Origin of the sequence: Paenibacillus sp. GCM10027626 (assembly GCF_042676285.1) — a bacterium.
In the GTDB taxonomy this organism is placed as follows: Bacteria; Bacillota; Bacilli; order Paenibacillales; family Paenibacillaceae; genus Paenibacillus_Z.
Genome location: NZ_JBHTHC010000004.1, coordinates 125,897 through 142,702, shown reverse-complemented (window position 1 = coordinate 142,702; position 16,806 = coordinate 125,897). Strand labels below are relative to the sequence as shown.

The 16,806-nt window shown below is 48.6% G+C and carries 19 protein-coding genes; 12 read left to right on the top strand and 7 right to left on the bottom strand.

Annotated elements, in window-relative coordinates:
• Positions 1 to 207 precede the first annotated feature (207 nt).
• Positions 208 to 984: a phosphate ABC transporter ATP-binding protein PstB gene (pstB, locus tag ACFQ0N_RS10470; RefSeq protein WP_379325618.1), complete on the top strand. Its 777-nt coding sequence runs from the start codon at positions 208 to 210 to the stop codon at positions 982 to 984.
• Between the two features lie 22 nt (positions 985 to 1,006).
• Positions 1,007 to 1,666, top strand: a complete 660-nt coding sequence (phoU, locus tag ACFQ0N_RS10465; protein WP_379325616.1) for a phosphate signaling complex protein PhoU — start codon at positions 1,007 to 1,009, stop codon at positions 1,664 to 1,666.
• Between the two features lie 460 nt (positions 1,667 to 2,126).
• Here phoU and ACFQ0N_RS10460 read toward each other — a convergent pair whose 3' ends face one another.
• On the bottom strand, positions 2,127 to 3,011 hold the full coding sequence (locus ACFQ0N_RS10460; RefSeq protein WP_379325614.1) for a LysR family transcriptional regulator: 885 nt from the start codon (positions 3,009 to 3,011) through the stop codon (positions 2,127 to 2,129).
• A gap of 184 nt (positions 3,012 to 3,195) precedes the next feature.
• On the opposite strand from ACFQ0N_RS10460, the gene ACFQ0N_RS10455 reads away from it, so the two are divergent.
• The 9 genes from ACFQ0N_RS10455 (at position 3,196) to ACFQ0N_RS10415 (ending at position 12,537) form a co-directional block, all read left to right on the top strand.
• On the top strand, positions 3,196 to 4,161 hold the full coding sequence (locus ACFQ0N_RS10455) for a phosphate ABC transporter substrate-binding protein (RefSeq protein ID WP_379325612.1): 966 nt from the start codon (positions 3,196 to 3,198) through the stop codon (positions 4,159 to 4,161).
• A 107-nt stretch (positions 4,162 to 4,268) separates the two neighbouring features.
• Positions 4,269 to 5,198, top strand: a complete 930-nt coding sequence (gene pstC, locus ACFQ0N_RS10450) for a phosphate ABC transporter permease subunit PstC (protein ID WP_379325610.1) — start codon at positions 4,269 to 4,271, stop codon at positions 5,196 to 5,198.
• Positions 5,195 to 6,082 carry a phosphate ABC transporter permease PstA gene (gene pstA, locus ACFQ0N_RS10445; RefSeq protein ID WP_379325608.1) on the top strand — a complete coding sequence of 296 codons (888 nt, stop codon included), beginning with the start codon at positions 5,195 to 5,197 and terminating at the stop codon, positions 6,080 to 6,082. Before pstC ends, pstA begins: the two co-directional genes overlap by 4 nt.
• 11 nt (positions 6,083 to 6,093) lie before the next feature.
• Positions 6,094 to 6,861 (top strand): phosphate ABC transporter ATP-binding protein PstB, encoded by a 768-nt coding sequence (pstB, locus tag ACFQ0N_RS10440; protein WP_379326017.1) that lies wholly within the window; start codon positions 6,094 to 6,096, stop codon positions 6,859 to 6,861.
• A gap of 164 nt (positions 6,862 to 7,025) precedes the next feature.
• Positions 7,026 to 9,707, top strand: a complete 2,682-nt coding sequence (gene polA / locus ACFQ0N_RS10435) for a DNA polymerase I (protein ID WP_379325606.1) — start codon at positions 7,026 to 7,028, stop codon at positions 9,705 to 9,707.
• 14 nt (positions 9,708 to 9,721) lie between these two features.
• Complete coding sequence (gene mutM / locus ACFQ0N_RS10430) at positions 9,722 to 10,546, top strand: DNA-formamidopyrimidine glycosylase (protein WP_379325604.1); 825 nt, start codon at positions 9,722 to 9,724, stop codon at positions 10,544 to 10,546.
• 75 nt (positions 10,547 to 10,621) lie between these two features.
• A complete protein-coding gene (gene ytaF, locus ACFQ0N_RS10425) occupies positions 10,622 to 11,338 on the top strand; it encodes a sporulation membrane protein YtaF (protein ID WP_379326015.1) in 717 nt (238 codons plus the stop codon).
• Positions 11,339 to 11,368: 30 nt separating this feature from the next.
• Positions 11,369 to 11,968 carry a dephospho-CoA kinase gene (coaE, locus tag ACFQ0N_RS10420; protein ID WP_379325602.1) on the top strand — a complete coding sequence of 200 codons (600 nt, stop codon included), beginning with the start codon at positions 11,369 to 11,371 and terminating at the stop codon, positions 11,966 to 11,968.
• On the top strand, positions 11,965 to 12,537 hold the full coding sequence (locus ACFQ0N_RS10415) for a lytic transglycosylase domain-containing protein (protein WP_379325600.1): 573 nt from the start codon (positions 11,965 to 11,967) through the stop codon (positions 12,535 to 12,537). Before coaE ends, ACFQ0N_RS10415 begins: the two co-directional genes overlap by 4 nt.
• Positions 12,538 to 12,597: 60 nt before the next feature.
• Here ACFQ0N_RS10415 and ACFQ0N_RS10410 read toward each other — a convergent pair whose 3' ends face one another.
• Positions 12,598 to 12,816: an alpha/beta-type small acid-soluble spore protein gene (locus tag ACFQ0N_RS10410; protein WP_379325598.1), complete on the bottom strand. Its 219-nt coding sequence runs from the start codon at positions 12,814 to 12,816 to the stop codon at positions 12,598 to 12,600.
• Between the two features lie 175 nt (positions 12,817 to 12,991).
• On the opposite strand from ACFQ0N_RS10410, the gene nrdR reads away from it, so the two are divergent.
• Positions 12,992 to 13,474, top strand: a complete 483-nt coding sequence (gene nrdR / locus ACFQ0N_RS10405; RefSeq protein WP_379325596.1) for a transcriptional regulator NrdR — start codon at positions 12,992 to 12,994, stop codon at positions 13,472 to 13,474.
• 787 nt (positions 13,475 to 14,261) lie between these two features.
• On the opposite strand, the gene ACFQ0N_RS10400 is transcribed toward nrdR, so the two are convergent.
• The 5 genes from ACFQ0N_RS10400 to ACFQ0N_RS10380 form a co-directional block, all read right to left on the bottom strand.
• Complete coding sequence (locus ACFQ0N_RS10400; RefSeq protein ID WP_379326012.1) at positions 14,262 to 14,384, bottom strand: phage holin family protein; 123 nt, start codon at positions 14,382 to 14,384, stop codon at positions 14,262 to 14,264.
• A gap of 235 nt (positions 14,385 to 14,619) precedes the next feature.
• On the bottom strand, positions 14,620 to 15,645 hold the full coding sequence (locus tag ACFQ0N_RS10395; RefSeq protein ID WP_379325594.1) for a hypothetical protein: 1,026 nt from the start codon (positions 15,643 to 15,645) through the stop codon (positions 14,620 to 14,622).
• Positions 15,645 to 16,136: a hypothetical protein gene (locus tag ACFQ0N_RS10390; protein ID WP_379325592.1), complete on the bottom strand. Its 492-nt coding sequence runs from the start codon at positions 16,134 to 16,136 to the stop codon at positions 15,645 to 15,647. The genes ACFQ0N_RS10395 and ACFQ0N_RS10390 overlap by 1 nt, the downstream gene beginning before the upstream one ends.
• Positions 16,137 to 16,206: 70 nt before the next feature.
• Positions 16,207 to 16,404, bottom strand: coding sequence for a CD1375 family protein (locus tag ACFQ0N_RS10385; protein ID WP_379325590.1), 198 nt, complete (start codon positions 16,402 to 16,404; stop codon positions 16,207 to 16,209).
• Positions 16,394 to 16,804, bottom strand: a complete 411-nt coding sequence (locus tag ACFQ0N_RS10380) for a hypothetical protein (protein ID WP_379325588.1) — start codon at positions 16,802 to 16,804, stop codon at positions 16,394 to 16,396. Before ACFQ0N_RS10380 ends, ACFQ0N_RS10385 begins: the two co-directional genes overlap by 11 nt.
• Positions 16,805 to 16,806: the final 2 nt, after the last annotated feature.

Sequence of the window (16,806 nt, the reverse complement as noted above, 5' to 3'; positions counted from 1 at the left end):
GTATATATCCACCTTTCTTCTTAACCTTGACACTAGCAATCTTCAATTGCTGTTCGAATATTAGATCAGACAGTACCGGGAAAGGTTACATGAGAATTTTTTTTAACACTGCCTTAACAATTTGCATGCTTGCAGTTTACATTGACGTCTTAATATATGAAAAGCAGAGTGAACCATCATATGTTCACGGATTCGGAGGAGAACGCCATGCAAGCACAAATGACGCAAGCGAAAACGTTGATCGAGATCGACAAGCTGAACCTTTATTATGGCACGTTCCATGCCCTGAAAAATGTATCGATGAACATTCCGGAAAAAGCGATTACCGCTTTTATCGGTCCGTCAGGCTGCGGAAAATCCACCTTGCTGCGTACGCTCAACCGGATGAACGATATGATTCCCGGGACGCGAATCGAAGGCAAGATCGTGATTGGCGGCGCGAATATTTATTCCAAAGAAGTTGACGTTGAAACGCTGCGGAAAAAAGTCGGCATGGTGTTTCAACAGCCCAATCCTTTTCCAAAATCGATTTATGATAATGTTGCTTACGGGCCGCGCCTTCACGGTATCCGCAGCAAGCAGAAGCTGGATGAGCTGGTTGAGTCAAGCCTGCGCTCTGCGGCGTTGTGGGAAGAAGTGAAAGATTATTTGAAGCGCTCTGCGCTCAGCCTGTCAGGCGGACAGCAGCAGCGGCTGTGCATCGCCCGGGCGCTGTCCGTCGACCCGGACGTGCTGCTGATGGACGAAGCAACATCGGCGCTTGATCCGATTTCGACACTCAAAATCGAAGAGCTGGCTCAGCAGCTGAAGGAGCGCTATACAATCGTCATGGTTACCCACAATATGCATCAAGCGGCGCGCATATCGGATCAGACAGTGTTTTTCTTAAATGGCGAAATGGTGGAATATGCTGAAACAGAGCAATTATTCTCCAACCCGCGCGATCAGCGAACAGAAGACTATATTAGCGGTCGCTTCGGATAAATTAGAGGAGGTTCTAATAGCTATGACGATACGCAAAGAATTCGATCAAGGTTTGGCCGAACTGGATGATTTAATCGTCGATATGGGCAAGCGGGTTGAGGTTGCGCTGGGCGATGCAATGAAGGCTTTGCAAAAGCTTGATACTGCCGAAGCAAAGCGGATTATTGCCGAGGATACACAGCTTAATCGGCTGGAGGAACATATTTTTGATATCGGTTCGCGGCTGATTGCCACCCAGCAGCCTGTCGCCAAAGATTTGCGCCGTATTCTTGTCGCCTTCAAAATAGCCAGCGATCTGGAGCGTATGGGCGATCTGTCGGTCGATGTGGCCAAGGTGGTTCTGCGTTTGGATGGCCAAACTTTGATCAAGCCGCTGATCGATTTGCCTCGCATGGGCGAGATTTGTCAAGCGATGATCTATGAATCGATCCAGTCGTTTGTGCAGGAAAATGTAGATCTCGCCTACAAAATGGCCAAGGACGATGATCTGGTCGACGCGCTGTACAGCCAAATTATTCGCGAGTTGTTTGCGCTGATGATGGAGCAGCCGCAAACGATTGCGCAGGCCAACCAGCTCAGCTTCGTCGGCCGGTATATCGAACGGATTGCCGATCATGCGACAAATATCGGTGAAAGCGTCGTGTACCTGGTAACGGGAACCCGTCCCGATTTGAATAGCTAACAATTGTGGGCAATAAAGCCGTCTCCGCAGCAGTTGCTGAAGGGGGCGGCTATTTATATTAACCGTCCGATTGCGAAAAAGTAGCTCCAATGTTGCAGTTTGCGCAATAAATCCATGGCGGATCGTTTGTATTTACCGGAGTTGTTGTATGAAATGCACGTCTGTTGATTATGCAGAAAAAGTAATACATAGGGCTCAACCTTAAAATCTGTGCTTGATTTCCTTTCCCCACAACTATCTGGATTTTATGCAGGTAGAATACCCGGAACAGGCGATTTTTGCAGTCTAACTGGAAATCATCCAGCTAGTTCGGGCCAAATCGAGTCTATCCATCTCGATCTCCCATTCTAACTGTAGGTTTTCCATCTAGTCCGACTATCTAGCGAACAAAACAAAAAACGAACTGTAGAAAATCCATTTAGTCGACCAATATGAATAAATCCCCACCCGCTTCTCTACACTACGAATTATTCCCGAATCCGGACTTTGCGATTCGCACAAAACGTTCAATAAACGCCTGCTCCGGGGTATCGCCGCGCCATAACGCATATAGCGGGCAGACCGCCGGTGTGCCGGGAAGCGGAATTGTAATTAAGCCCGCGGCCGAGTCAACTGGATAGCGCCCGGGGATTATGCTTACGCCTTGCCCGTCTGCGACAGCTCTAACGATCGGTTCGATCCTGTCCGAGCTCCAGCTTGTCGACAGTTGGGTATCCTCGCGCTGTTTCCACCTGCTGACCGCTGCTGCAACACAATCGTCGTCCAGCATAATGAGCGGATATTGCGCAAGACGGTAGGACGACAAATTGGGCACAGCTGCCGGATGGCTGCCGGCAAGCAGCAGAACAAGCTGCTCCTCACCGATCTTTTGCGTTATGCAGCCTGGCAACGCGGCGTCATCTCCTGTAACGATCAGATCGGTATGGCCGTCAAGCAAGCTTTGCTGCAGCTCCCGGTCCTTGCCGGAAATAAAGGCGAGCTGCAGCTGCTGTTCGGCCGCTGCGGCGAAAAGCTGCGAATCGTGCAGCAGCAGGCTGCCAGCCATTGCGGACAAGCCAATTGTAAATTTGCGTTTGCTGCCGCCGCTGCGCATGACCGCCAGCCGCGATTCCGCTTCCTCATATAGCCGCTCTATCCGCACTGCGTAATGATGCAATGTTTTACCAGCCTCGGTCAGGATGACCTTACCGGTTTTGATTTCAAAGAGCGGAAGCTCCCATTCTTCCTCCATTTTGCGCATATGAAAGCTCACTGTCGGCTGTTTAAGGCCAAGCTCCTCGGCAACAAGGGTGACCTTTTTTAACCGTTCCAGCAGCACAATGATTTTGATTTTTAACAAATTCATAATAATACAGCTCCTTATAGAGAGAAGTATCTATTTTTTCTATAATGATAGCTGTTTTTATTTAATAAATCTATGTATGTTTATTATTCCGTTAACATTAAGAAAATATCAGATTAATAACATGCCCTTACAATAACAAATGTAAACATAAAACACCGTGAATACGGAAGGAGAAACCAGAAACATGAAAAAGATGTTGTTGGTTGTTGTAGCTTTGATGTTATCCATTAGTTTGGCAGCATGCGGTTCCAGTGGGTCTGATTCGGGTAAAAACAGCGGCACTAATGAAGGAACGAAGCAAAACAATACGACGCAAGGCGGCAAAACAGAAGGCGACAGCAGCGATCTGTCCGGATCGATTTTGGCTGTAGGCTCCACAGCATTGCAGCCGCTTGTCGAGCAAGTGTCGAAAAAGTTTATGGACAAAAATCCTAAAGTGAACATTCTTGTTCAAGGCGGCGGCAGCGGTACAGGTCTGACTCAAGTATCGGAAGGTCAAGCGCAAATCGGCAACTCCGATATTTTTGCCGAAGAGAAGTTTACAGACGGAGACGCGCCTAAAGCTAAAGAGCTTGTCGATCATCAAGTGGCAGTCGTAGCGATGGCAGCAGTCGTTAACAAAGATGTAACAGTTGATAACTTAACGAAGCAGCAACTGGCTGATATTTTTACAGGTAAAGTAACGAACTGGAAAGACGTTGGCGGTGCAGACGAGAAAATTACAATTGTAAACCGTCCAGCGAGCTCCGGTACACGTAAAACTTTTGAAAAATATGCATTGGGAACTAAAACAGAAGATCTGCAAGGTTCGATTCAAGAGGAATCGTCCGGTACAGTTAAAAAGCTTGTAGGCGAAACGCCAGGCGCAATCGGTTATCTGGCATTCTCTTACCTCGATGATTCGATCAAAACATTGAAATATGAAGGTACTGAAGCAACAGAAGCAACTGTAATCGACGGCAGCTATCCAGTATGGGCTTACCAGCATATGTACACAAAAGGCGAGCCTGACGCAGCAACTAAAGCGTTCCTGGACTACATGGTATCCGAAGAAGTGCAAAATGACAAAGGCGATGTTGTTGAGCTTGGCTACATTCCAGTCAACAAAATGCAAGTAAAACGCGACGTTGATGGCAATGTGACAAAATAGAAGGCAATAAAGGCGCGCGTTGCTAAAATGGCGGCACCGGGAGTATGAGTCGGCAAGCCGCCCCTTTGGCACCGACGCGCTTTATTAATGGGTTGAGGAGAGGTCATATGGAACGATCGGCCGTAAGTAAAAAAGCCGCAGCACCAATTACGCGATCATCCGGCAAGCAGCATATTCGGGAGGAATGGATCGGTCGTATATATACGGCGCTCTGTATTATTGTACTGATTGCGACTATTATTGCGATTGTCTACTTTGTTGCCTCACGCGGATTTGCTACCTTTATGCAAAATGGTGTCAGCATCGGGGAGCTGTTGACGGGATTAAAATGGGCGCCAGAGGGCGAACCCGCCTTTTTCGGCGCATTGCCGTTTATCGTCGGCTCTTTCAGCACTTCGCTGCTTGCAGCCTTGATCGCTGCGCCGCTTAGCTGCTGCGCCGCCATCTTTATGACGCAAATTATGCCTGGAGCCGGAAAGAAATATATGCAGCCTGTCATCGAGCTGCTGGCCGGCATCCCTTCGGTCGTCTACGGTTTTTTCGGGCTTAGTATCATTGTGCCGTTCATGCGCAGCATCTTTCCGGGCCAAGGGTTCGGCCTGGCAGCCGGGGCAATCGTCTTGTCGATTATGATTTTGCCGACGATTACGACGATTGCGGCAGACGCGCTCTCCTCTCTCCCTAATGGATTGAAAGAAGGATCATTTGCGCTCGGAGCTACCCGCTGGCAAACGATCTCGAGAATCGTGCTTCCGACCGTGCTGCCTGCCTTACTTACAGGTGTCGTGCTCGGCATGGCGCGCGCCTTTGGCGAGGCGCTGGCGGTGCAGATGGTCATCGGCAATGCGCCGCATATGCCGCATTCATTGTTTGAATCGGCTTCGACTTTAACGAGCGTCATTACTTTAAGTATGGGCAACACGATCGCAGGGTCGGCTCATAACAATGCATTATGGTCGCTGGCCTTAATCTTGCTGGCTATGACGTTCATCTTTGTCTTTATTGTACGATTTTTGGAAAGGAGGAAGCCGAAATGAATGCAAAGCTGGTCGACCGGATTGCTACAATTGTCATCGTTGCTGTTGCCGCCTTTATTGTGTTGGTCCTCGCCGGGCTGCTCGGCTTCATCCTGTTCCGCGGTTTGAGTCATATTAGCTGGGATTTTCTCACTTCTGCTCCACAGACGATTAAAGCAGGAGGCGGAATTGGCCCGCAGCTGTTCAACTCGCTGTTTCTGCTTGTTCTTACAATGCTGATTACGATTCCGCTTGGTCTTGGCGCGGGCATTTACATGAGCCAATATGCAAAGCCAGGACGAGTGACCGATTCCATTCGCCTTGTGGTGGAAGTCTTATCTTCCTTCCCGTCCGTTGTAGTCGGCTTGTTTGGTCTGTTGGTCTTCGTTAACCTGTTTGGCTTCGGCTTCTCCCTGTTTGCAGGCGCAATTGCCCTTACGGTGTTCAACTTGCCGCTAATGGTACGGATTACTGAGCAAGCATTCGCCGGCGTGCCGCGCGAACAAAAGGAAGCATCGCTGGCGCTTGGCTTGTCGCGCTGGAAGACGATTACTTCAGTCATGCTGCCTATTGCTCTTCCTGCCATTATTACCGGCACCATTCTGGCAGCGGGCAGAGTATTTGGCGAGGCGGCAGCGCTGATGTTCACGGCAGGGATGAGCTCGCCGCGGCTGGATTTCACCGACTGGAATCCGTTCAGTCCTTTTTCACCGCTTAATCCGTTCCGTCCTGCGGAAACGCTGGCTGTGCACATCTGGAAAATCAACAGCGAAGGACTTGCGCCGGATGCGGCCGAAATTGCTGCAGGAGCGTCAGCTGTGCTGGTGATAACGGTACTGCTGTTTAACTTTGGCGCACGCTGGCTGGGCAGATTGCTTTATCGCAAGTTTACGGCGACGAAGTAAGAAAGGGTGGAATAATAGTGGAAAAGAACAATCGCTTGTCGGTGAAAAACTTGAGTGTTTTTTATGGAGAGAAGGAAGCGGTCAAAAGTGTATCGCTCGACTTTGCGCCTAGTGAAGTAACCGCCTTGATCGGCCCTTCAGGGTGTGGCAAATCGACCTTTTTGCGCAGCTTGAACCGGATGAATGATACGATCGACAGTGTACGAACTAAGGGAGAGATTTGGCTCGACGGCGTCAACGTTAACGATCCCGGCGTCGATGTCGTGCTGCTGCGGCAAAAGATCGGCATGGTGTGGCAGCGGCCGAATCCTTTTCATAAATCGATCTATGAAAATATCGCTTTTGGCCCGCGCTATCACGGCGTGCGCGACAAGCGCGAGCTTGATGCCATCGTCGAGGACAGCCTGCGCAAAGCGGCGCTATGGGAGGAAACCAAAGACCGGCTGCATCGCTCAGCACTGGCTTTGTCCGGCGGCCAGCAGCAGCGGCTGTGCATCGCCCGTTCAATTGCGGTGAGCCCGTCCATCATTTTGATGGATGAACCGGCCTCGGCGCTTGATCCGGTATCGACGGCGAAGATCGAAGAATTGATCGCCGAATTGAAGCAGGAGTATTGCATCGTCATTGTGACGCATAATATGCATCAGGCCGCACGCGTGTCTGACAAAACCGCCTTCTTTTACATGGGCAAACTGATCGAGACCGGCAATACGGAGCAAATTTTCACCAATCCTGTGGAAAAGGCAACGGATGATTATATTACCGGACGGTTTGGATGATATGGAATATTGTGGATGGTTCTCTGTTGAACAACCCCGAAGCTTGTACATGATGTGCAGGAAGCGGGGTTTTTGGTTATGCGTTTTTTTCCACATTCCGATTGGGCGTAATTAATGGTATCCTATATATAAGGAAAAAAGAAAGCAAGGGCGAGGTGCAGCGGATGGACAAATGGATCTTAATCGACGGCAATAGCATTATATATCGGGCATTCTTTGCTATGCCGCAGCTGACGAATTCAGCGGGCTTGCATACGAATGCGGTATTTGGCTTTACAACGATGCTGCTTAAGCTGTTAGAGGAAGAAAAGCCGACGCATATATTGGTCGCCTTTGATGCAGGCAAAACAACCTTCCGTCATGAAGGATATGAAGAATATAAAGGCGGCCGCGAGAAAACGCCGCCAGAGCTGTCCGAGCAGTTCCCGGTATTGAAGGATTTGCTTCGTTCATTCAGCATTGCTCAATATGAGCTTGCCGGATATGAGGCTGACGATATCATCGGCACATGGACGCGCATCGCTGACGAGCGGGGTGTGGAGACGGTTGTCGTAAGCGGAGACAAGGATATGCTGCAGCTGGCCTCCGACAACGTTACAATTGCGCTTACCCGCAAAGGCGTAACTGAAATTGAACGTTTTTCGCCAGCGGCGATTATGGACAAGTACGGATTGTCGCCGCTGCAAATTATTGATCTGAAAGGATTAATGGGCGATACCTCTGACAATATCCCCGGCATTCCCGGCGTCGGCGAGAAAACGGCGCTCAAGCTGCTGCATGAATATGGTTCGGTAGAGAATGTGCTGGCAAATGCCGGCCAATTGAAGGGCAAAATGCGGGAGCGTGTGGAAAATCACCAAGAAGATGCAACGATGAGCAAAAAGCTGGCGACCATTTATCGCGAGGTACCGCTGGAAAATGAAAAAACAGAGCTGACCTACAATGGGTATGACCCTGCAGCACTGGCTGAAGCGTTCCGCAAGCTGGAATTCCGCTCGCTGATCGACCGGCTGGAGCTCGATGCAGCTGGCAGTGCGGCGGCGGCCGTAGAAATGGAAGTTACCTATGAGCTGATTGAAGTAGGAAGCGCTACGGATGCCAAGGAGCTCGAAGCCGCCTTATACAGCAGTGACGGCGTATATATTGAAGCGATTGGCGAAAATCCGCATCATGCTATGATCATCGGAATGGCGGTCGCGAGCGGAGAGCGCGTCTACGTCATAGGCGAACAGCAATTGCTTGGCGGTGGAGGAAACGAGGAATTGCCAGCCGTACAAGCTGTGCTGCGCCGCTGGCTGGCCGACCCCGAGGCGCTAAAGCAGGGCTATGACTGGCATAAGGCAGAGCTAGCTTTGAGCTGGGCGGGCATTGAGCTGCAAGGGGTTGAATTCGATGTGCTGCTTGCCGCTTATTTGCTCGACCCTACCGAATCCGGGCAGACGCTGCCGATGCTGGCGGCGCGCTACTCGCTGCCGGGAGCTGCTTCAGACGAAGCTGTATACGGCAAAGGGGCGAAGTTCAAAGTGCCGGAAGCCGAAATATTGTACAAGCACTTGGCAGCAAAAGCCCAAATGGTGCGGACAATTGCGCCATTGCAGAAGCGCGAGCTGGAAACGAACGGCATGCATGCGCTCTATTACGAGCTGGAGCAGCCGCTCTCTTTTGTCCTTGCAGGCATGGAGAAAAGAGGCATTACGGTGCTGCCGGAAAAATTGGAGCAGCTTGGCGCCGAGCTGGAGCATAATCTGACGCAAAGCATGAATCAAATTTATATGCTTGCCGGTGTAGAATTCAATATTAATTCACCGAAGCAGCTTGGCGAGATTTTGTTTGAAAAGCTGGAACTGCCAGTCGTGAAAAAGACGAAAACCGGCTATTCGACCGATGCGGACGTCCTCGAAAAGCTGGAGCCATATCATGACATCGTCAAGCTGATTTTGCACTACCGCCAGTTGTCCAAGCTGCAGTCGACCTATGTGGAAGGGCTGCTTAAAGAGATCAGACAATCGACGGGCAAAGTGCACACGTATTACCGCCAGACGATTGCGGCTACAGGACGTTTATCCAGTCAATTTCCGAATCTGCAAAATATTCCGATCCGGCTGGAGGAAGGACGGCGGATTCGTAATGCATTCGTTCCGTCGGAGCCGGGTTGGATTATATTGGCCGCAGACTATTCGCAAATTGAGCTTCGCGTGCTGGCTCATATTTCCGGCGACGAGAAGATGAAGGAAGCTTTCGTTAACAATATGGATATCCATACCAAAACGGCGATGGATGTGTTCGGCGTCGGCCCTGAAGCTGTAGATGCAGAAATGCGCCGCCAGGCAAAAGCGGTCAATTTCGGTATCGTCTATGGCATTAGCGATTTTGGCTTATCCAACAATTTGGGCATTACGCGCCGCGATGCGGCCCGGTTTATCGAGCAGTATCTCGATACGTTCCAAGGGGTGCGCAGCTACATGGAAAACATTGTCGAGCAAGCGCGCCGCGACGGCTATGTAACGACATTGTTGGAACGCCGGCGTTATTTGCCGGAAATCAAGGCGTCAAACTTCAATTTGCGGTCATTTGCCGAACGGACAGCGATGAATACGCCGATCCAGGGTACCGCGGCGGATATTATTAAGCTCGCCATGGTCAAAATGGACCAGCAATTGCGAGAGCGCGGCTTGCGCAGCCGAATGCTGCTGCAGGTGCATGACGAATTGGTATTTGAAGTGCCGGAGGAAGAGCTGGAGACGATGAAGACGCTGGTGCCGGAAGTAATGGAGCAGGCCTTGCATCTCGATGTGCCGTTAAAGGCCGATGTCAATTTTGGCGTCAATTGGTATGAAGCGAAATAGAGGAGTGTAGAGATATGCCGGAATTACCGGAGGTGGAAACCGTTCGGCGGACGCTGAACGAACTGGTAGCGGGTAAAACAATTGCAAGCGTCTCGGTGATGCTGCCGCGGATTATTCAGCGTCCGGCAGAGCCGGAGCAGTTCGCCGATGCGCTTGCCGGTCATACGATCCAGCGGGTGGAGCGCCGCGGCAAGTTTTTGAAGCTGATGCTGGACGGGCTTGTGCTTGTCTCGCATTTGCGCATGGAAGGGCGCTATGGCGTCTTTCCGGGGGACGAGCCGGTAGAAAAGCATACACATGTCATTTTTCATTTTACGGACGGTATGGAGCTGCGTTACAAGGATGTGCGGCAATTCGGTACGATGCATGTGTTTGCTGACGGTGAGGAAGGGGCGCTGCCGCCGCTGAACAAGCTTGGCATTGAGCCACTCGCGGACGATTTTACACTGGAACGGCTAACGGGCTTGCTGGCCCGCAGAACGACCAAGATCAAGCCATTGCTGTTGAATCAGTCGTATGTCGTCGGATTGGGGAATATCTATGTGGATGAAGCGCTGTTCACAGCAGGCGTGCATCCTGAACGGGCAGCGGATTCCCTGCAGCCAGAGGAGTGGGAAAAGCTTCATTCGGCTGTACGCATAACTTTGCAGCGGGCTGTAGAAGCAGGCGGATCTTCAGTCAAGTCTTATGTTAACGGCCAAGGCGAAATGGGCATGTTTCAGCATGAGTTGCTCGTCTATGGCCGCAAAAATGAGCCGTGCCATACATGCGGCGCGCCGATCGTCAAAATCGTGGTAGGCGGGAGAGGCACGCATTATTGCGGCAAATGCCAGCCTTAATGCACGCCACAGCCAGTGTGCTGCATATGATGTACCATTATAGGCGAATGTACGTTGAATGGACTTCGCTTGCAAATGGAGGGACATCTGTTGCTCGCACATCTGGCTTCATTATTATTGCTAGCTTTCGCCGTCAGTCTGGACGGATTTGGGGTAGGCGTTACTTACGGTTTGCGGCGGATTCGCATTCCGCTGTTATCGATTGCGATAATTTCACTATGTTCAGGCTTTATTGTTTGGCTGGCCATGCAGGTAGGCGCTCTGCTTTCCCGTTTTATGTCGGCTGATATAGGAAGCTGGGTTGGCGCTGCGCTGCTGATATTGATTGGAATGTGGGCTTTGGTGCAATATTGGCGGGGCAGGCAGCGGCGCCCGGAGGATGAGGGCCAGGAGCCGCCGCCAGCAGCTATGCAAGCAGAAGAGCAGGAGAAAGAGCCCGATACAAATGCCATTGTCAGCTTCAGCTTTGAATTGCGCTCCTTCGGCCTTGTCATTCAAATTTTGCGCAAGCCGCAAATTGCCGACGTGGACCGTTCAGGCATCATTACCGCTTCGGAAGCGCTCTTGCTCGGCTTTGCGCTTTCGCTGGACAGCTTTGGAGCAGGTTTTGGCGCGGCAATGGTGGGATACACGCCGCTGCCGACCGCATTGCTGATTTCCATAGCGAGCGGACTGTTTTTGCTGGCGGGGATGAAGCTGGGCTTTCGATTTTCTACCTTTCGCGTTATGCAGTCTTTATCGATTTTGCCTGGCATGATGTTGATTGTGATGGGGATATTAAAACTGTTTTAAATGAGCATGGAATAAATGAGGTGAGGTACCATGATACTTGGATTAACGGGCGGAATCGCCAGCGGCAAAAGCACGGTGTCAACCATGCTTGCAGAGCTGGGCGCGAAGCTCGTCGATGCCGATCAGGTGGCCCGGGAAGTTGTGCTTCCCGGCGAGCCTGCGCTGGCGGAGCTGGTCGAACGATTCGGCAGCGCGATTTTGCATGAGGACGGGACTTTGAATCGCGCTGCACTCGGACAAATTGTATTTACACCGGACAAGGGCAAGCTGAAAGAATTGGAAGCTATTATGCATCCCGCAATCCGCAAGCGAATGCAGCAGCAAATAAAGGCGTATGCGGCCGCGTCGCCAAAATCGCTCATAGTAGCGGATATTCCGCTGCTGTATGAGACCGGACAAGCTGAACAGTATGAGGCCGTCATGGTCGTCTATGTGCCGCGGGCGGTGCAAATTGAGCGTCTGATGGCCAGACAGGGGATAACAAGGGAAGAAGCTGAAATGCGTATCGATCTGCAAATGGATATGGAAGAGAAAAAAAGAAAAGCCGATTATTTGATTGATAACAGCGGTACGCTTGAGCAAACAAGACAGCAAGTCGAACAATTTTGGCAGGGAAAAGGTTTTTCATGAGACGCTTATTAAAGAAGCGGGTTTTTCTCGTGCTCGTTATCGCTTTGCTGGCCGTTATGTTTTGGCGGTCAGACTGGATGGGGCGATGGATGTATCCGGTGCAGTACAAGGAGGACATCCGAATTAGCGCGAAGAATTACGGGGTCGAACCGCAATTAATAGCTGCGATCATCAGAGCGGAATCAAATTACCAGACAGGGAAGGTTTCAAAGAAAGGCGCATTAGGCATTATGCAAGTGATGCCAGATACGGCAGAATGGATCGTCGAGCAGGGGAAGTTTACCGGTGTTACAATGGACAAGCTGCATAACCGGGCAGATATTGGGATTGAACTGGGAAGCTGGTATTTGCAAAAATTAAATCAGCAGTTCAAAAATAATAAAATAGCGGTTATCGCCGCTTACAATGCCGGGCCCGGGACAGTAAAAAGATGGCTCTCCGAGGGGCAATGGGACGGCAAGCAGGATACGGTATCGAATATTCCGTACGGGGAAACCAGACACTATATACAAAAAGTCATTTATTACTATAATAAGTACATGGACTTATACCCGGATTTTGATACATAATGGGAAGAAGCCCCGATCAGTTCCGGTTAGGAACTGATCGAAGCTTCAGTTATGGCCGTATTATTTAAATTGTCCGGCGAGAGATTGCTCAGCGATTTGTACCAGGCGGCGAGTGATTTGACCCCCAAGGTGACCAGTGTCACGCGTTGCCATGTTACCGTAGTATCCATCTTGAGGGATAGCGATACCCAGCTCTTGAGCTACTTCATATTTCATTTGATCAAGTGCTGCATTGGCTTGAGGGACAACCAGTTGGTTGCTGCTGCGATTTTGGCTCATGTCTTTCACCTCCTTGCGGTTGGTAACTGTATTATGTGCGTTTAAGCGAGTTTCATAACAAAAAAGATGTAGAAATTTTTTCCTCTTTTTGCCGGATAGGAGAAGCCGCGTCATTACTGACAATCACGTCATCTATTTATCAAAATAAAGCACCAAGATGGAGGTTACCAACGGGATGAAATGTCCATATTGCGATTATTCGGGAACGAAAGTGCTTGATTCACGCCCTGCTAACGAGAACAAGTCCATTCGCCGACGTCGCGAATGCGAAAAGTGCAGCCGCCGCTTCACAACCTTTGAAATGATTGAAGAAACGCCGCTGATCGTCATCAAGAAGGATGGAAGCCGTGAGGAATTCAGCCGAGACAAGATATTGCGCGGACTTATACGGGCATGTGAAAAACGCCCCGTCTCGGTCGAGCGCCTTGAGGTTATTGTATCCGAAGTGGAAAAGGAACTGCGCACGACGGCGGTCGCTGAAGTCGAGAGCCGCGAAATCGGCGAATTCGTCATGGCCGTGCTTTATCCGGTGGACGAAGTGGCCTATGTGCGCTTTGCATCCGTATATCGCCAGTTCAAAGATATCGATATGTTTATGAAGGAATTGAATCACTTGCTGTCCAAAGATTCGTTGGCGAGTCCGAAACAGCAGGATTAGGCGAAACGGCAGGATTAGGCGCCAGATTAAGCGAAACAGCGGGATTAAGGGAAACAGCAGGATTAAGCGAAAAAGCAGGATTAGCAAAACAGCAGGATTAAGGAAAAAAGAACAGCCGAAGCGGACTGCAGTACAGCCAGCTTCAGCCAATTTCGCAGCTTTTGCTGGTGAAGTATATATAGGAGACGGTTTTGGACAAAATTTATTAGGTAGAAACCTGATTTTATAGAATTTATAAGTTCGCCGGATAAATTATATAAAATTTAAGGGGAAGAAACTTGCCTCGCGCCAAGGAACGGCATCAGCCGTTTCTTCTCATCATGCGTTGTACTTGTGCAGTTGTATGATTGTCCGAAACCGTTTTTTTGCTGTTTTGTTTGCCGCGGCGGGGAGGGGGAGAAGGGGCGAATATTGTTTGGTCAGGTTGGCAAACATGAATGCTCGTAAATGCCTTATAAGTATGGCTATTTCCTCTAAAGAGTCTGCGTCTGTGGATGATCTTTAATCCGTAAGTTCTGCAAGTAGGAGCTCATTGGGAACCAAACAAAACTTCACTTAAAACTTCCTTTTGTTTCCTAAGCTGAAAAGAAAATCAACAATATTGCGATTGCAATTTTTGGGCGAATCTTAATAAGACTATACAAGTGCTATTTAACCATGCTGAGGGCTTAGGTGGTGTGATTTGTTGTTGGTTAGAACAGGAAATTGAAGAAAAATAAGGGGATACGTACTCAATAGACTTAATGAGTAAATGATATCATTATAAAGACATTGCTATGCTAACTCTTTAAGTAAACCCTAAACTAAAACTAATATTGCTACTTATTCCTTTTTTCTCTTTTAAACTAACGAGGATTCCTGTTAAATAGTCTGCCGCCATAAGAATAATTAGAAGTGTCCTGGCGACCAACCTCCAAATGCATGTCAAATGATGCTCCCAATAGAAGCAAAAAGGCCGTAAAATGAAAGTTTTTATTTCAAACAATTAATACACCCCCAAATAAAATAAAAAGACCCCGCGTTTAAGCGGAGCCATTGGTTATTTCGTTAATCCATGACCAAGGTCATTACTCTACTACCTGTTCTAGCATACTCTTGTTAATTAACCATTTTCCTGTATAAAGCATATGCTTATACCCCCGTGTTTAAATAGATATAAAATCAATGTTTGCGGTGAAGTCTGTAGATATGGGAGCTTTTAAGACACCCCCAGCCACTTCACATCGGATGTCTAGAACATAGTAGTTTCCGCTTTCATAAAAGCGAGTCTCAATCATTCCCCATGCAGCCCGCGCAACGTTGATTTGATTATTTGCTATTGCCTTAGAAGAAAAGTGGACTGTCCAAGGGTCGGTATTTTTCCCTAGAATCCCGCTAATCGAACTGGGTACGATGGTATTATTTACCCCTTGATCGGTTTCGTATCTGTTCTCTATAACAATATCAAAGCCACTATTTCTAGTGAATACGAAACGTTTGGGCACAAAACCAACTTCCTGTTTGGTCACATTAAACTGTGTGAAATTGTCCACTACGGATATAGGAGAAATACCCACCTTGCGATAGACCATACCCGTTTCCGCTGTTCCTGACATCCCAAAAAGGGATACTCCTTTCTTAATATTCTCAGGTTTGAAATTTAGCTCGGTCAAAATAATCCCCGAACGATCGTCGTAATATCCCGTTTCCGGTGTTACAATTAGTCCTGGGTTTCTATCATCAGGCGTAACACTCCACGGACCAATACGCTCATCGGAATAATTGACCATACGACCCGACTGTTGTCCCTCATCATTCGTGAATGTCTTCCCCTGTATAACATCCCCAGGCTGCGCATTACCACCTGTGCCACCGCCGCCTCCAACGTCTGCTGTTCCCTTCATGCCAAATATTGTTACATCTTTTTTAATATTGCCGGGAATAAAATTCTCATCCATCGCAACGAGCTTAGTTGTCTCGTCTAAAACGCTATCGCCATCCGTATACTTAAAGGTTGCTTTTCCATTAGCAGCTTCATCGGAGTCGATAACCATTTGATCCTCGCGCTTATCTTTTATATTGCCTTCTTGGGCAACATACCCTGTACGGGCGCTAGTAAATTTAGCGCCCTTCACAACGTCATATTTTGTTGCGTTACCCTGTGGAGGTATTACTGGATTTCTGTTATTCATTAAACGCCCCACCCCGATATTGAGTATTCAGCCTCGTTACTATTATCTAAAGTGGGGTTGCTGAGGTTCAGCCTACATGCACCATCGATGTAAACAACCATCCCAGGCAACAGCCATCCACCATGATTACTACTCGAACCACCTGTCACTGCATATTTTATATGTCCGACATTTGATGGACTAGCTTGAATCATATAATACCCCTTAGCAGGGACTGTGTAGGACTGAGAAGTATTGTTCTTCATCTTCACGTTTATGGTTTCCAGGATAATCCTCAAGTTACCACTTGGGAAGTTCTGCACTTCCACCTTCTGCACCGCTGGAAAATTATCAACTATCACATTCTTTGAACCCGAATCTGAATATACCTCATTGATTGCATCAACTAAATTATCTTTTGATGTCGTTTCAAGTTCGCTTAAATCTCCAATTTCATCGAAATTCTTTATGAGCGACTGATCTAGTTCTTGCTTTTTTATTTTACCTGCCACTTTCTGTTCTCCTTTCATGTTAGGTAATTATAAAGAAAGCCCCGCATTAAGCGAGGCTATAGAACAAATATCAAGCAGCCAGCGGCTTACCGTTAGTGTCGAGTTCCATAACTTCCAACTCAGCTTTTACAGCAGGTTTCAAGTTAGCTGGTACTTGTTCATAAGTCTTAGCACCTTTGATAATCAAAGTAACATATACAGTGACCATAGTCTCTTCGCCTCCCTTCAAGAAAAACAAAAGCAGCCGAATGAAGATATTAACCACCATTGGCTGCTGCCTTCAATTGATCTATTTCAACTTGCATTTGCTCGATTACTGCTTGTTGCTGCAATAATAATTCATACACTTCTGCTGTTGCCAGCATTGCGTTTGTGACCTCAGTTTCTTTTTCCTCATATACTTGTGCCAATCCCAACATTGTCACAGTTGATTCTTCTTCCAATGCTTCCAGTCGTTCCTGCGGCGATTTGGTTGGTGTAGGTATCTGTTCATAAGAGAATTCGCCATCTATATAATTAAGGTAGTATCCTGAACGTGGGTGTGAAACTTCGGGTGGGTATTCGCCAAATACAACTAATTCATACCCTGTATCCTCCAGCTCGGACAACTCCTCCACTTCAATAGTTCCAACAACGTAAGTGTTGTTTACCATCATAACTTTTAACAACA

What these genes read in the sequence shown, in the direction of transcription:
- ACFQ0N_RS10455 (WP_379325612.1), top strand. Translation starts at nt 3,196, where the DNA reads ATGAAAAAGATGTTGTTGGTTGTTGTAGCTTTGATGTTATCCATTAGT.
- ACFQ0N_RS10460 (WP_379325614.1), bottom strand. Translation starts at nt 3,011, where the DNA reads ATGAATTTGTTAAAAATCAAAATCATTGTGCTGCTGGAACGGTTAAAA.
- phoU (WP_379325616.1), top strand. Translation starts at nt 1,007, where the DNA reads ATGACGATACGCAAAGAATTCGATCAAGGTTTGGCCGAACTGGATGAT.
- pstC (WP_379325610.1), top strand. Translation starts at nt 4,269, where the DNA reads ATGGAACGATCGGCCGTAAGTAAAAAAGCCGCAGCACCAATTACGCGA.
- pstA (WP_379325608.1), top strand. Translation starts at nt 5,195, where the DNA reads ATGAATGCAAAGCTGGTCGACCGGATTGCTACAATTGTCATCGTTGCT.
- ACFQ0N_RS10415 (WP_379325600.1), top strand. Translation starts at nt 11,965, where the DNA reads ATGAGACGCTTATTAAAGAAGCGGGTTTTTCTCGTGCTCGTTATCGCT.
- ACFQ0N_RS10395 (WP_379325594.1), bottom strand. Translation starts at nt 15,645, where the DNA reads ATGAATAACAGAAATCCAGTAATACCTCCACAGGGTAACGCAACAAAA.
- coaE (WP_379325602.1), top strand. Translation starts at nt 11,369, where the DNA reads ATGATACTTGGATTAACGGGCGGAATCGCCAGCGGCAAAAGCACGGTG.
- ACFQ0N_RS10410 (WP_379325598.1), bottom strand. Translation starts at nt 12,816, where the DNA reads ATGAGCCAAAATCGCAGCAGCAACCAACTGGTTGTCCCTCAAGCCAAT.
- ytaF (WP_379326015.1), top strand. Translation starts at nt 10,622, where the DNA reads ATGGAGGGACATCTGTTGCTCGCACATCTGGCTTCATTATTATTGCTA.
- ACFQ0N_RS10385 (WP_379325590.1), bottom strand. Translation starts at nt 16,404, where the DNA reads ATGGTGGTTAATATCTTCATTCGGCTGCTTTTGTTTTTCTTGAAGGGA.
- nrdR (WP_379325596.1), top strand. Translation starts at nt 12,992, where the DNA reads ATGAAATGTCCATATTGCGATTATTCGGGAACGAAAGTGCTTGATTCA.
- pstB (WP_379325618.1), top strand. Translation starts at nt 208, where the DNA reads ATGCAAGCACAAATGACGCAAGCGAAAACGTTGATCGAGATCGACAAG.
- mutM (WP_379325604.1), top strand. Translation starts at nt 9,722, where the DNA reads ATGCCGGAATTACCGGAGGTGGAAACCGTTCGGCGGACGCTGAACGAA.
- polA (WP_379325606.1), top strand. Translation starts at nt 7,026, where the DNA reads ATGGACAAATGGATCTTAATCGACGGCAATAGCATTATATATCGGGCA.